This window comes from Pseudoduganella aquatica, assembly GCF_020865585.1.
Classification (GTDB): Bacteria; Pseudomonadota; Gammaproteobacteria; order Burkholderiales; family Burkholderiaceae_D; genus Rugamonas; species Rugamonas aquatica_A.
On record NZ_CP086370.1, the window covers coordinates 1,456,056 to 1,470,142 of the forward strand.

A 14,087-nucleotide genomic window follows, 5' to 3' on the forward strand; every position below is an offset into this window, starting at 1 on the left:
GTGCCTTCTGAACCAGCTTGAGCAGAACACCATGGCAGCAAACCATTTCCATACTCCACTGGACCGTTTCATTGCCAGCGCCGACAAGGCGCTGCGCGTGGTGGCTGGCGTGGCCTCGGCCTCGCGCCCGAATCCCGCCGCACATGCGGCCGATGCGGCGCTGAGCGAGTCCGAGCAGCGCCACGCCGCCGGGCTGATGCGCGTGAACCACGTGGGCGAAGTGATGGCGCAGGCGCTGTACAACTCGCAAGGGCGCTTTGCGCGCAGCGAGGAGATCCGCCGGCAGTTTGAAGTTGCCTCGCGCGAGGAAGAGGACCACCTGGCCTGGACCGCGCAGCGCCTGGGCGAGCTGGGCTCGCAGATCAGCGTGCTCAATCCGCTGTTTTATGCGGGCGCCTATGCGCTGGGCACGGTGGCAGCCGTGCTGGGCGACGCGCGCAGCCTGGGCTTTGTGGTGGAGACCGAGCGCCAGGTGGAGGCGCATCTGGCCAGCCACCTGGACAAGCTGCCGCCGCAGGACGCCAAGTCGCGCGCCATTGTCGAGCAGATGCGGGTGGACGAGGTGGCGCACGGCGCCGCCGCGCAGGAGATGGGGGCGGAAACCGCGCCCCTGCCGGCGCGCCTGGCCATGACGGCCATGGGCAAGCTGATGACCAGTACCGCGTATTACATTTAATGCCGGCGGGTTACGGGCTCCGCCCTAACCCGCCCTACGAATTCACCAAATTCCGGACCATTGCGTAGGGCGGGTTAGCGTAGCGTAACCCGCCATCTCAGCCTTCCACGATCTCGTAGGAATGCGTGATCTCGGCAGTCTTGGCCAGCATGATGGACGCCGAGCAGTACTTGTCGTGCGACAGCGACACCGCGCGCTCCACCGTGGTCTGCTTCAGGTTCTTGCCGGTCACGGTGAAGTGGAAATGGATCTTGGTGAACACTTTCGGATCGGTATCGGCGCGTTCAGCCTTCAGCGTCACGTCGCAGCCGCGCACGTCTTCGCGGCCGCGCTTCAGGATCAGCACCACGTCATAGGCGGTGCAGCCGCCCGTGCCCAGCAACACCATCTCCATCGGGCGCGGCGCCAGGTTGTGGCCGCCGCCCTCCGGCGCCCCGTCCATATTCACCAGGTGGCCGGAGCCGGTCTGGGCCAAGAAACTCATCCCGGACGGGCCGTTCCAGCTGACTTTGCATTCCATTTCATCTCTCCGTAAAAAAACTTTGCCACTATTGTAATGGAGCAAAGCCGGCCGCGCTTTGCGCCAGCATCTACTCCTTGTTGCGGTGCCGCATCTTCCGCTGAAAAAGAGCCAATCGCCAGTGGGTATTCATCTGCAATGCACTGCAACATAATTATTGCCGTCAGCCACGCAATCTCGCATACTGATGCGCGTCCGCTTCTCCATCTATCCCTTTCATACAGGTAGGTACCATGAACAACATGACTGCATCCGAGACCGGTTTCAAGCACCTGTGCCACTACGGCGAGTTGGCCTTGCCCGGCATGACCAAGAGCGGCGAGCTGCCGGACGACTTCACCATGAATTCCCCGGTCGGCGTTGCGCGCGACAACTACAACCACGTCTGGGTGTGCGACACCGGCAACAGCCGCGTGCTGGTCTTCACCGCCGACTTCGGCACGCTGCTGCATGTGATCGACGGCATCCCGGGCAGCACCGGCCTGGACCAGCGCCTGCTCATGCCCTTCCACCTGTGCCCGCATCCCACCGACGACATCATGTATTGCACCGACATGGGCAATGGCCGCGTGGTGGCGTTTGAATACGATGAGCACAGCGCGGACTTCCAGTTCGCCTTCGGCAATGTCGCCAGCAAAAACTTCCTGCCGCTGTCCGACCCCAACGGCATCACCGTGATCAAGGAAGCGGACGGCGAGCACTACATCTATGTGGCCGACGAGTTCTTCCACACCGAGGGCGACGTGCGCAGCCGCTGCGTGAAATTTACGCTGGAAGGCGACTTCGTGCTGCAGTTCCGCGCCGTGCAAGACCTGGACAGCACCCACGAACTGCTGTGGCCGCAGGGACTGGCCAGCGACTCGAAAGGCAACCTCTACCTGGCCAACACCGGCTACTACGAAATCCTGAAGATAGACACGGCCTGGCCCATCAAGAACGAAATCGTGCAGGCCACCAAGGAAACCGCGCTGCTGCACGGCTTCGGCCAGCCCACCGGCATCGGCAAGTTCAACGTGATGCGCTCGGTGTGCGTGATCGACGACTACGTCTTCGTGCCGGGCCAGGTGGAAAACTCCATCATGGTCTACAACCCGGAAGGCAAGCTGCAGGAGAAGGTGATGGGCATGCTGCCCATGTGGAACCACGAGCCCGAGCCGGTGCATTCCTATACCGACCTGATCTACGGTGCGCTGGAAGACCGCGTCTTTGTCGGCCCCTACCAGATCTGCGCCGGCAAGGAAAAGAACACCTATTACATCAGCGAGCCGTTCGCCTCGACGGTGCTGCATGTGAGCATCAACATCATCGACGACAGCCTGCCCACCGTGGCCGTGCTGCTCGACACCGTGGGCCACCGCCGCGACAACGCCTCCCGCGCCCTGGCCACCTCGCAGTTCAACTGCATGACCTCGGTGATCCGTGTCGACCCCAACCGCAAGGGCGATGGCGTGCTACCGGCCCGCAACTGGTGGGACGGCTGGGCCAAGACCGCGGCCGGCGTCTACCAGTACTGGTACGACCACGTGCTCAAGCCCGCCGGGCTGGATCCGCTGGCCCATGTGGGCACGTCCTCGTACAACATCGATTCCGGCAACTGGTGCCTGAAGACCTTCAACACCGCCGTCAATCCCTATGCGCAGCTGCAGGACATGGTGCGCGGCTTCTTCACGCCCGGCGACATCGCCATGACGGCCTACTACCCGTCGCAGCCGCTGCTGGGCCAGGTCTGCCCCGGCACGCCGCTGATCTTCATCACCAATTTCAATATGTGCACGGTGTCCATGTACCAGTACGGACCGAACGGGCATTTGCTGAACTACGGCGTGCCCTTCGGCCGCGAAGGCGTGGGCGGCGAGGGCACGCTGAAGGCGCCGCAAGGCATCACGGTGAACAGCCACGGCGAGATCTATATTGCCGATTCGCTCAACAACCGCATCTCCCAGTGGCAGCTGCAGGCCACCGGCATCGTCAGCTTCGTCCGGAATTTCGTGTGGGAGGAGGACGGCAAGCCGCTGGCCTCGTTCACGCCGTGCGACATGGACGTGGATACGCAGGACCGCCTGTTCGTGTGCGACCAGTTCAACAACTGCATCCGCGTGTTCGGCCGCGACGGCAAGAGCCTGTGGAGCTACGGCCAAGCCGGCTATTGCGACGACCTGGAGAAAGATTATGAAAAATTCTATCTCCCGGCCAGCCTGTGCATCGACGAGGACGACAACCTCATCGTCAACGACCTGGTGAACCGCGCGCTGAAGGTGTTCAAGATCGGCGAAAACACGCTGACGTACAAGACGGGCGATCTGGTGTTCAAGAAATATCCGGAGGCGGGCGGCGTGTGGATGCCGTTCTTTATCTATGCCCACAAGGGGAACGTCTACGTGCCGGACACCACCTTCAACGTCGTGAACGTGTATAGCTACTGATCGAGGTGTTTGTGGTTGTATCTGCTTCAGTGCTGACTTGTCCCCTCGAAATCAAAGCCTTACTAGAAAATGAAATTAAATAAGATTCGCATTTGTAAAGTTTTCCTTCGAACATTGTCAATTTTCATTTTGTATTCCGGGGTTGCGTCTGTTCTCGGTGGGAAGCCTGGGCATGGCTTGGTAAATATCGGATTTTCGATTTACGTCGCCTTGTGCAGCACCGATGATGTGATTGCGCTTTGGCATGTCCGCAAAGAGAATTTATCTGCTATTCAGAAAGTCGACAGTCCAGTCTGGTTTTCTTTGTTGGGGACTATTGGGGCGGTTTTGGTGATAACAGGCCTGGCACTTCAGATATTTTAACCAGCCATGCAAACGGTAGGAGGCGATGATACGCCGACTCCGTTTCGAGCGCTTCCGGGAGTGCGCCCCGAGCGAAGGGCGAAGGGGCTTGTCTTTAGAGCAGTGCGAGGCCGGGTGCAGCCAGCGTACGTCCTGCCAGACCAAAGTCGGCTTGACGGGCGTGGCCGCCAGGGGTTATAATTGCCGGCTTTCCCGTTCGCTCAGGGAAAGTAAACAACAAGGATGCGTCCGCTGCAACACCGGGGCGGAACCACCAGATGAGCGTTTTTATCTTTCACAGAAAGTCATAACATGAAAACTTTTTCCGCTAAGGGCCATGAAGTCCAGCGCGATTGGTTCGTGATTGACGCGACGGACAAAGTCCTCGGCCGTGTTGCCAGCGAAGTGGCACGCCGACTGCGCGGCAAGCATAAGCCAGAGTTCACCCCTCACGTCGACACCGGTGACTTCATCGTCATCATCAACGCAGGCAAACTGCGCGTGACCGGTACCAAAGCAACCGAGAAGACCTACTACCGTCACTCGGGCTACCCAGGCGGCATCTACGAGACCAACTTCCTGAAAATGCAACAGCGTTTCCCAGGCCGTGCTCTCGAAAAGGCTGTCAAGGGCATGCTGCCTAAAGGCCCACTGGGCTACGCCATGATCAAGAAGCTGAAAGTATACGCCGAGGGTTCGCACCCACACGCTGCTCAGCAACCTAAAGCACTCGAAATCTAAGGAACTGACATGATCGGTAACTACAACTACGGCACCGGCCGTCGCAAGAGTGCAGTGGCTCGCGTGTTCATCAAGGCAGGCACTGGCCAAATCATCGTTAACGGCAAGCCAGCGGCTGAGTACTTCTCCCGCGAAACCGGCCTGATGGTCATCCGTCAACCACTGGAACTGACCGGCAACGTTGAACGTTTCGACATCAAAGTCAACGTACACGGCGGCGGCGAGTCCGGCCAGGCTGGTGCTGTTCGTCACGGCATCACCCGCGCACTGATCGACTACGATGCAGCTCTGAAGGGCGACCTGGCACGTGCCGGCTTCGTCACTCGCGATGCTCGCGAAGTTGAGCGTAAAAAAGTTGGTCTGCGCAAAGCACGTCGCGCAAAGCAATTCTCGAAGCGTTAATTTGCTTCATACAGCGTGCGCTGCGGCGCATGCTGGCGAGAAAGCCGCCCGGTACGCCGGGCGGCTTTTTTTCAGCCCTGCTAAAATGGGCGTCCCCTCTTTATTTAACTCCCAAGGAAAGAACATGATCAAAGTTGGCATCGTCGGCGGCACCGGATACACCGGAGTGGAACTGCTGCGATTGTTGGCCGTCCACCCTCAAGTGCAGCTGACGGCGATTACGTCGCGCAAAGAGGACGGCTTGCCGGTGGCTGACATGTATCCTTCCCTGCGAGGCCGCGTCAAGCTGGCGTTTTCGGCGCCGGACAAGGTCGACCTGGCCCAGTGCGACGTGGTGTTCTTCGCCACCCCGCATGGCGTGGCCATGGAGCAGGCGCCCGCGCTGCTGAAAGCCGGCGTGAAAGTGATCGACCTGGCGGCGGACTTCCGCATCAAGGACCAGGCCGTATTTGAAAAGACGTACAAGATTCCCCATACCGCGCCGCAACTGATCGAGGAGGCCGTGTACGGCCTGCCGGAGCTGAACCGCGAAGACATCAAGGCCGCCAAGCTGATCGCCAACCCGGGCTGCTACCCGACCACCATGCAGCTGGGCTTCGTGCCGCTGCTCAAGGCCGGCATCATCGACGCGGGCAACCTGATCGCCGACTGCAAGTCCGGCGTGTCCGGCGCGGGCCGCAAGGCCGAGATCGGCATCCTGTTCTCCGAGTCCAGCGACAACTTCAAGGCCTACGGCGTGTCCGGCCACCGCCACACGCCGGAGACGGTGGCCCAGCTGCAGCGTTTCAGCAGCGACAAGGTCAACCTGATCTTCACGCCCCACCTGGTGCCGATGATACGCGGCATGCACTCCACGCTGTACGCGCGCCTGACCAAGGACGTGAGCAACGAGGAACTGCAGGCCCTGTTCGAAGACGCCTACAAGGACCAGCCTTTCGTGGACGTGATGCCGTTCGGCTCGCACCCGGAAACCCGCAGCACGCGCGGCGCCAACACGCTGCGCCTGGCGCTGCACCGTCCGGACAACGGCAACACCGTCATCGTGCTGGTGGTGCAGGACAACCTGGTCAAGGGCGCATCCGGCCAGGCCGTGCAGTGCATGAACCTGATGTTCGGCCTGGAAGAAGGCATGGGCCTGGACAACATCGCCCTGATGCCATAAACAGTGGCGAAAAAATGGCAGGGCAGCGGCGCCTCGGCCCCGCCCACCGTCCTGGTGGAACGCAAAGCGCCGCTGCTGGCGCGCATCGCCGGCGTGGCCGTGGTGCTGGCGCTGGGCGGCGTGCTGCTGGTATGGGGCGTGGACCTGGGCGGACGCATCTTTGGCGTCAGCCGGGGCGCGCCCACGCCGGAGCAGCAGCTGGCGCAGGTGCAGGCCGAACTGGCGCAAATGACCGCCGAGCGCGACGCGCTGCAGGCCATCGTCAAGAAAGCCGGCTTGCCGCTGCCGGGCCAGGAAGCAAAAATTGTTGCCCCGGAACCAAAGCCCGTACAGGAAATCAAGCCTTGACAGCATGAGTCCGGACTAAGGTCTATAATGGCCGTATGAATTTTTAGGAGTAGCACATGAATGCAGTAGCCGAAGTGCAAGACGAAGTAATCCCGGTCCCTATCGTATTCACCGACAGCGCCGCGCAGAAAGTTGCGCAGCTGATCGAAGAAGAGGGCAATCCAGACCTGAAACTGCGCGTATTCGTGCAGGGTGGCGGCTGCTCGGGCTTCCAGTACGGTTTCACGTTTGATGAAATCGTCAACGAAGACGACACCACCATGGACAAGAACGGCGTGCAGCTGCTGATCGACTCCATGAGCTACCAGTACCTGATCGGCGCGGAAATCGACTACAAGGACGACCTGGAAGGCGCGCAATTCGTCATCAAGAACCCGAACGCCACCTCGACCTGCGGCTGCGGTTCGTCGTTCTCGGCCTAAGAGGCACGGCGGGTTACGCGGCTCTGCCGCTAACCCGCCCTACGGTTCCGCATACCCGCAGATCCGCATACCCGGCGTAGGGCGGGTTAGCGCAGCGTAACCCGCCAATCTCAGCGCGGATACAGCGCCCCCAGCACCCGTTCGCCCCGCGCTCCCGTCACGGCAGGCAGATTCCCCGCCAGCCGCTCGTTGAAGCGGAACGCCAGCCAGGCAAAGGCCAGCGCTTCCATCCGGTTCGGCGCCACGCCCAGCGCGTCGGTCGATTCCACCGGCACGCCCAATTCCACCGCAAGATTGCGCATCAGCACGCCGTTGTAGGCGCCGCCGCCGCAGATATACACCGCCTCCGTCCTGGGCGCATGCTCCTTGATCGCCTGCGCCAGCGACAGCACGGTCAGCTGGGTCAGCGTCGCTTGCACATCCTGCGGCGCAGCCGAGGCAAAGGGCGCCAGCTGCGTATCGAGCCAGTCGCCGTGGAACAGGTCGCGGCCCGTGCTTTTCGGCGCGGGCAGGGCGAAGTAAGGCTCGCGCAGCATGGCGTCCAGCAACGGCTGGATCACGGTGCCGGACGCCGCCCAAGCGCCGTCGGCGTCATAGGCCTTGCCCTGGTGGCGGGCGATCCACTTGTCCATCAGCACATTGCCGGGGCCGGTATCAAAGCCGGTGGCCTTGCCGTCGCCGCGCAGCACGCTGATATTGGCGATGCCGCCGATATTGGCCACCACCCGCGTCTTGCCCGGCACGCTGAACATGGCCTGGTGGAAGGCCGGCACCAGCGGCGCGCCCTGGCCGCCGGCCGCCACGTCGCGGCTGCGGAAGTCCGCCACCACGTCGATGCCGCACAGCTCGGCCAGCAGCGCGTGGTTGCCGGTCTGGCGCGTAAAGCCCAGCTCGGGGCGATGGCGTATGGTCTGCCCATGCGATCCCACGGCGCGCACGTCGGCCGGCTTCATCTCGGTCTGCGCCAGCACCTCGGCCACGCACTGCGCGTAATACTCCGCCAGCGTGTTGGCCGCCAGCGCCTCGCGCTCCAGCTCGTTCGGGCTGGCCGCCTGCAGCGCCATCAGCTCCTCGCGCAGCGCCGGCGGAAACGGCACATAGGCCGCCGCCATGGTGCGCGCCGCACCGCCCCAGAAATCCACCAGCACGCCGTCCACCCCATCCAGGCTGGTCCCCGACATCAAACCGATATACAGGCTCATCAACATCCTCCAATAGTGTGCCGCTATTGTGCCTCACCACAGCGAAAAAGGGGTCAGGGTTAATATTGCAAGCAATATTAACCCTGACCCCTTTTTGCGTGGGCCGCGCGCAGCGGCTTATTTGGCGGCCAGGCTGGAGGCGTTGGCGTTGGTGGGACGCAGCAGCGCGAAGCGGTGCATCATGTCGCCGGAGACGGTCTTGAAGCGGTTCAGCTCGGCTGCGGTCAGCGGGGCTTGCGCTTGCACGTTGAGCTTGTTCGGGTCCTTGGCTTCGCCGCCGACACGGAATTCGTAGTGCAGGTGGGCGCCGGTGGACCAGCCGGTGGTGCCGACATAGCCGATCACGTCGCCCTGGCTGACCTTGCTGCCTTTTTTCAGGCCAGGCGCGAAGCGGCTCATGTGGGCGTAGGCGGTGGTGTAGTTGGCCCAGTGCTTGAGCACCACCAGGTTGCCATAGCCGCCCTGGGTGCCGGCGAAGTCCACCACGCCGTCGCCGGAGGCGCGGATCGGGGTGCCGGTGGCGGCCGCGAAGTCGATGCCTTTGTGGGCTTTCCAGTTGCCGGAGATGGGGTGCACGCGCATCGAGAAACCGGAGGAGATACGGGAGAATTCCAGGGGGGATTTCAGGAAGGCTTTTTTGAGGGACTTGCCGTCGAAGCTGTAGTAGCCGCCGCCTTGGTTGCTGCTGGGATCTTCAAACCAGACCGACTGGTAGGTGGTGCCGCGGTTGGTGAATTCGCCCGCCAGGATGCGGCCCGCTCGGATAAATTCGCCGTCTTGCCAGAACGTTTCGTAGACCACGTTGAAATGGTCGCCGCGCTTCAGGTCGGAGCGGAAGTCGATATTGGTGGAGAACATTTCCACGATCTGGCGCACCACGGAGTCCGGCAGCTTGGCGCCGTCGTTGCTGGCGTCGGTGGCCGCGTACAGCGACGAGGAGTTGATGGTGCGGGTGTGCATTTCCACACGGCGCTCCAGCTTGGCCGCTTCTTCGCTGGCGACAAAGCCGTCGCCCTTGCGGCTGACCAGGATGTTCTTGACCGGGATGTCCTTGCCGTCCACCACGGTGGCGCGCAGCCACACCAGGTTGCCGTTTTCGTCGGTCTGCGCCTGGACCTTCTTGCCGGTCTTCAGCTGCATCACGCCTTTGGCGACCTTGTCCTTCTTGATGAAGGTTTCGGCGGCGTCGTCCTCCACGCCGAGACGGGTCATCAGCGCGGCCAGCGTGTCGCCGGCGCGGATGCGTTCTTCGTGGACGTATTTTTCGGTGGATTCTTGCTGCTCGAGGGCGCCGATTTGCGCGGAGATGTTCGGAAGTTCAAGGGTGGTGGAGACCGACTTGACCGGTAGGTCCGCCGCGTCTGGCGCTAGCGGCGCCACGCCGGCCGCACCAAAGGCGCACACAGCAAGAAAGATTGCCGATGCACTCATGATGCGCGCCTTGCGCGTCGAACCTAGCAAGTTGACCAAGCCTTGGCTTGTGAATTTGTTTATAGGGTTCATGCAATCAGTTAAAATTTACCGCTTGAACTGTTCCGAACTTTGATATTTTTATAGTTGTCGTCTTATCGAGTTTTCATGCGGCAAGATTGATGGGATCGCGAATTATATCAAACTATCGGACTCATCCTACATTTTCACGAGAATTGTGCTCCCCCTATGGTAACTGCAACCCAACCCGCTCTGCCGCTGTCCGACCGCGTGCAGGAAGCCCTGGTCATCACTAAACGCGGCGTCGACGAGCTGCTGATCGAGACCGAATTCGCGCAGAAACTGGCGCGTTCCGAACAGAGCGGCGTACCGCTGCGCATCAAGCTGGGCCTGGACCCAACCGCGCCGGATTTGCACTTGGGTCATACCGTGGTGCTGAACAAAATGCGCCAGCTGCAGAACCTGGGCCACCAGGTGATCTTCCTGATCGGCGACTTCACCTCCATGATCGGCGACCCGTCCGGCCGCAACGCCACCCGTCCGCCGCTGACGCGCGAGCAGATCGAAGCGAACGCCGCCACTTACTTCAAGCAAGCTTCGCTGGTGCTCGATCCGGCCAAGACCGAAATCCGCTACAACTCCGAGTGGTGCGACCCGCTTGGCGCGCGCGGCATGATCCAGCTGGCCTCGCGCTACACCGTGGCGCGCATGATGGAGCGCGACGACTTCACCAAGCGCTTCAAGAACGGCACGCCGATTTCGGTGCACGAATTCCTGTACCCGCTGATGCAGGGCTACGACTCGGTGGCCCTGAAGGCCGACCTGGAGCTGGGCGGCACCGACCAGAAATTCAACCTGCTGGTGGGCCGCGAGCTGCAAAAGGACTGGGACCAGGAGCCTCAGTGCATTTTGACCATGCCTCTGCTGGAAGGTTTGGACGGCGTTGAAAAAATGTCCAAATCGAAGAACAACTACATCGGCATCACCGAGCCGGGCAATAACATGTTCGCCAAGATCATGAGCATTTCCGACGTGATGATGTGGCGCTACTACGAACTCCTGTCGTGGAAATCGATCGAAGAGGTAGCGGCGCTGAAAAAGGCGGTGGAGCAGGGCGGCAACCCGCGCGACGCCAAGGTGGCGCTGGCGCAGGAAATCGTCGAGCGCTTCCATTCGCGCCAGGCGGCCGAGGACGCGCTGGCCGACTTCGTCAACCGTTCCAAGGGCGGCATTCCGGACGATGTGCCGGAAATCACCCTGGCCGGCGCGCCGGCCGGCATCGCCCAGCTGCTCAAGCAGTCCAACCTGTGCGCCTCGGTGTCGGAAGCGGCGCGCATGGTGGACCAGGGCGGCGTGCGCGTGGACGGCACGGTCATCAGCGACAAGGCGCTGAAGCTGGACGCCGGTACTTTCGTGCTGCAAGTGGGCAAGCGCAAGTTCGCGCGCGTCACCTTGACGGCATGATAGGGCTGCTGCAGCGGGTCAGCAGCGCGGGCGTGGTGGTGGATGGCGCGCTGATCGGCGCCATCGACGCCGGCCTGATGGTGCTGGTGTGCGCCGAGCGCGGCGACACCGAGAAGGAGGCGGACGCCCTGCTGAACAAGCTGCTGGGCTACCGCGTGTTTGCGGACGAGGCGGGCAAGATGAACCGCAGCGTGACCGACGTGGCCGGCGGCCTGCTGCTGGTGCCGCAGTTCACGCTGGCGGCGGACACCAAGTCCGGCACGCGCCCCTCGTTCACGCCGGCCGCCGCGCCGGCGGACGGCGCGCGGCTGTTCGAGTACTTTGTGCAGCAGGCCAGGCTCAAGCATCCGCAAGTGGCCACCGGCCGGTTCGGCGCCGACATGAAGGTGTCGCTGACGAATGACGGCCCGGTCACGTTCTGGTTGCAGGTTGAACCGAAGAAACAATAAAGCGGGGGCGGCGGTGAAACTGTGGAGTGATTCTTTCAAGAACGGCGGCGTCATCCCCGCCGAGTTTGCCTTTGCCGAGCCGGACCCGCAGGGCGGCATCCGCCTCGCGGCCAACCGCAACCCGCACCTGGCCTGGAGCGAGGTGCCGAACGGCACCGAGTCCCTGCTGCTGGTGTGCATAGACGGCGACGCCCCGGCCGACGCGGCCAAGGTCAACCGCGAGGGGCACACCCTGGACGCGTCCGACGCGCGCGCCGACTTCTTCCATTGGGCGCTGGCCGATATTCCGCCCGCGCTGGGGGGTATCCCCGCAGGCCTGCTGGCCGACGGTGTGACGGCCAGGGGCAAACCCGGACCCGATATCGAGCTGGCCGTGCTGGACGGTGCCGGCCATCCGCTGCGGCAAGGCCTGAACGACTACACCGACTGGTTCGCCGGCGACCCGGCCATGGCGGGCGACTATTTCGGTTATGATGGCCCCTGCCCGCCGTGGAATGACTTGCTGGCGCACCATTATGTGTTCCGGCTGTATGCGCTGGATGTGCCGCGCCTGCCCGTGGAGGGGCGTTTCACCGGCCAGCAGGCTTGCGCCGCCATGCGCGGCCACATACTGGACGAAGCACAAATCATCGGCGTCTACAGCCTGAATCCTCGGGCGCGCTAACCAGGCTTACATGACTACCAGTATTTTATTGATACGCCACGGCGAAACGGCGTGGAACGCCGTGCGCCGCCTGCAAGGCCACATCGACATTCCCCTGAACCCGGAAGGGCGGCGCCAGGCGGACGCCCTGGCGCGTGCGCTGGCCGCCGAGCCGCTGCACGCCATTATCGCCAGCGATTTGCAGCGCGCGCTGCAGACCGCGCAGGCGGTGGCCGGCCCGGACCGCACCGTACAGCAGGACGTGCAGCTGCGCGAGCGCTGCTACGGCGTGTTCGAGGGCATGCTGTACGCCGACATTGAACGCACTTATCCGGCCGAGTTCGCCGCCTGGCAGGCGCGCGACATCGACGCCGTGCCGCCGGCCGGCGAGCGCGTGGCCGAAAGCTTCCGCCAGTTCTTCCACCGCTGCACGGACGGCATCGCCGCCTGGGCCGTGCGCCACCCTGGCCAGACCATCGCCATCGTCGCCCACGGCGGCGTGCTGGAGTGCGCCTACCGCGCCGCCACCGGCATGACGCTGGAAAGCCCGCGCGATTTCCAGGTGAAGAACGCCAGCATCAACCGTTTCACTTTTGCCAACGGCAAGCTGGCGCTGCAAAGCTGGGGCGAAACCGCCCACCTCGAACAGCTCGTCCTGGACGACATCGTTTAAGCTGCCGCCGCCGGCGCGGCAGCACACCCGTGCTTATAAATTCCACACGGAAAGGCAGTTTCATAACTGCCAAGCTGCACAAGCACGGGAATCAGAATAAATAGTGCTTATTATTTGAGCAGTCCTTCGGTTAGAATAGACGGTTTCCCCGTTCATTTTCAGGCTTACCCAGTGCAAATCGGTCCGCATATCCTCCGTAACAATGTCTTCGTCGCCCCTATGGCGGGCGTGACGGACAGGCCTTACCGCCAGCTTTGCAAGGAGCTGGGCGCCGGGTATGCGGTGTCGGAAATGGCGGCCTCGAACCCGCGCGTGTGGGCTTCGGAAAAGAGCGCGCGCCGGCTCGACCATGCCGGCGAAATGGAGCCGAAGGCGGTGCAGATCGCCGGCTCCGATCCGCAGGAACTGGCCGAGTGCGCCAAGCACAATGTTGACAAAGGTGCACAGATTATCGACATCAACATGGGCTGCCCGGTCAAGAAGGTGTGCAACAACTGGTGCGGTTCGGCCCTGCTGCCGCACGAGGACCTGGTCGAGCGCATCCTGCACGCGGTGGTGGGCGCGGTGGACGTGCCGGTGACGCTGAAGTTCCGCACCGGCTGGGACCGCGAAAACAAGAACGCGCTGCGCATCGCCCGCATCGCCGAGCAGGCCGGCATCCAGATGCTGACCCTGCACGGCCGCACCCGCGCCGACGGCTACACCGGCGACGCCGAGTACGACACCATTGCCGCCGTGAAGGCCTCGGTCGGCATCCCGGTGGTGGCCAACGGCGACATCACGTCCCCGGAAAAAGCCCGCTTCGTGCTGGACAAGACCGGCGCCGACGCCGTCATGGTGGGCCGCGCCGCCCAGGGCCGCCCGTGGATTTTCCGCGAGATCGACCATTACCTGCGCACCGGCACGCATCTGCCCGCGCCGCTGGTGGCCGAAGTGGCCCAGCTGATGGACGAGCACCTGCAGGCGCACTACGCTTTTTACGGCGAGCGCAAGGGCATGCTGACGGCGCGCAAGCACATCGGCTGGTATGTGCGCGACCTGGAAGGCGGCGAGGAATTCCGCCAGCGCATGAACCGCCTGGAGTCCACGCAGGAACAGTTGCAGTCGGTTAAAGAATTCTTCGAATCGCAATGGAAGTATGGCGAGCGGTTACAATACCGCCTCGCCGAAGAAATGCTGGCCGCCTGAA

General features: G+C 62.7%; 15 protein-coding genes. 12 read left to right on the forward strand and 3 right to left on the reverse strand.

The genetic code is table 11. The features are described 5' to 3' along the window. Positions 1-31: 31 nt before the first annotated feature. On the forward strand, positions 32-676 hold the full coding sequence (gene coq7 / locus KT882_RS06355; protein WP_228894995.1) for a 2-polyprenyl-3-methyl-6-methoxy-1,4-benzoquinone monooxygenase: 645 nt from the start codon (positions 32-34) through the stop codon (positions 674-676). A gap of 97 nt (positions 677-773) precedes the next feature. Here the strand turns inward: coq7 and KT882_RS06360 are convergent, their stop codons facing one another. After that, complete coding sequence (locus KT882_RS06360) at positions 774-1,196, reverse strand: OsmC family protein (RefSeq protein ID WP_093552311.1); 423 nt, start codon at positions 1,194-1,196, stop codon at positions 774-776. Positions 1,197-1,429: 233 nt separating this feature from the next. Here KT882_RS06360 and KT882_RS06365 point away from each other — a divergent pair, with 233 nt between their 5' ends. The 6 genes from KT882_RS06365 to erpA all read left to right on the forward strand — a co-directional run bounded on the left by KT882_RS06365 (position 1,430) and on the right by erpA (position 7,036). Further along, positions 1,430-3,619, forward strand: a complete 2,190-nt coding sequence (locus KT882_RS06365) for an NHL repeat-containing protein (protein ID WP_228894998.1) — start codon at positions 1,430-1,432, stop codon at positions 3,617-3,619. 654 nt (positions 3,620-4,273) lie between these two features. Next, the gene (rplM, locus tag KT882_RS06370; RefSeq protein ID WP_056398365.1) at positions 4,274-4,702 is read left to right on the forward strand and encodes a 50S ribosomal protein L13; all 429 of its coding nucleotides are present in this window, start codon (positions 4,274-4,276) and stop codon (positions 4,700-4,702) included. Between the two features lie 9 nt (positions 4,703-4,711). After that, a complete protein-coding gene (gene rpsI / locus KT882_RS06375) occupies positions 4,712-5,104 on the forward strand; it encodes a 30S ribosomal protein S9 (protein ID WP_056398368.1) in 393 nt (130 codons plus the stop codon). Positions 5,105-5,228: 124 nt separating this feature from the next. Beyond that, the gene (gene argC, locus KT882_RS06380) at positions 5,229-6,266 is read left to right on the forward strand and encodes an N-acetyl-gamma-glutamyl-phosphate reductase (protein WP_161071693.1); all 1,038 of its coding nucleotides are present in this window, start codon (positions 5,229-5,231) and stop codon (positions 6,264-6,266) included. Between the two features lie 3 nt (positions 6,267-6,269). Further along, complete coding sequence (locus tag KT882_RS06385; RefSeq protein ID WP_161071692.1) at positions 6,270-6,614, forward strand: hypothetical protein; 345 nt, start codon at positions 6,270-6,272, stop codon at positions 6,612-6,614. A gap of 56 nt (positions 6,615-6,670) precedes the next feature. Continuing rightward, positions 6,671-7,036 (forward strand): iron-sulfur cluster insertion protein ErpA, encoded by a 366-nt coding sequence (erpA, locus tag KT882_RS06390; RefSeq protein ID WP_161071691.1) that lies wholly within the window; start codon positions 6,671-6,673, stop codon positions 7,034-7,036. A 110-nt stretch (positions 7,037-7,146) separates the two neighbouring features. Here erpA and KT882_RS06395 read toward each other — a convergent pair whose 3' ends face one another. Next, entirely contained in the window at positions 7,147-8,238 is a 1,092-nt protein-coding gene (locus KT882_RS06395; protein WP_161071690.1) for an anhydro-N-acetylmuramic acid kinase, read from the reverse strand. A 117-nt stretch (positions 8,239-8,355) separates the two neighbouring features. Then, complete coding sequence (locus tag KT882_RS06400) at positions 8,356-9,741, reverse strand: M23 family metallopeptidase (protein ID WP_161071689.1); 1,386 nt, start codon at positions 9,739-9,741, stop codon at positions 8,356-8,358. 156 nt (positions 9,742-9,897) lie between these two features. Here KT882_RS06400 and tyrS point away from each other — a divergent pair, with 156 nt between their 5' ends. The 5 genes from tyrS (at position 9,898) to dusB (ending at position 14,086) form a co-directional block, all read left to right on the forward strand. Continuing rightward, the gene (gene tyrS, locus KT882_RS06405) at positions 9,898-11,133 is read left to right on the forward strand and encodes a tyrosine--tRNA ligase (RefSeq protein WP_228895000.1); all 1,236 of its coding nucleotides are present in this window, start codon (positions 9,898-9,900) and stop codon (positions 11,131-11,133) included. Then, the gene (gene dtd / locus KT882_RS06410; protein ID WP_161071687.1) at positions 11,130-11,582 is read left to right on the forward strand and encodes a D-aminoacyl-tRNA deacylase; all 453 of its coding nucleotides are present in this window, start codon (positions 11,130-11,132) and stop codon (positions 11,580-11,582) included. Before tyrS ends, dtd begins: the two co-directional genes overlap by 4 nt. 13 nt (positions 11,583-11,595) lie before the next feature. After that, positions 11,596-12,246 carry a YbhB/YbcL family Raf kinase inhibitor-like protein gene (locus tag KT882_RS06415; RefSeq protein WP_161071686.1) on the forward strand — a complete coding sequence of 217 codons (651 nt, stop codon included), beginning with the start codon at positions 11,596-11,598 and terminating at the stop codon, positions 12,244-12,246. A gap of 10 nt (positions 12,247-12,256) precedes the next feature. Continuing rightward, positions 12,257-12,898, forward strand: a complete 642-nt coding sequence (locus KT882_RS06420; protein ID WP_161071685.1) for a histidine phosphatase family protein — start codon at positions 12,257-12,259, stop codon at positions 12,896-12,898. Between the two features lie 171 nt (positions 12,899-13,069). Further along, the gene (dusB, locus tag KT882_RS06425; protein ID WP_161071684.1) at positions 13,070-14,086 is read left to right on the forward strand and encodes a tRNA dihydrouridine synthase DusB; all 1,017 of its coding nucleotides are present in this window, start codon (positions 13,070-13,072) and stop codon (positions 14,084-14,086) included. The last annotated feature ends 1 nt before the right edge of the window (position 14,087 follow it).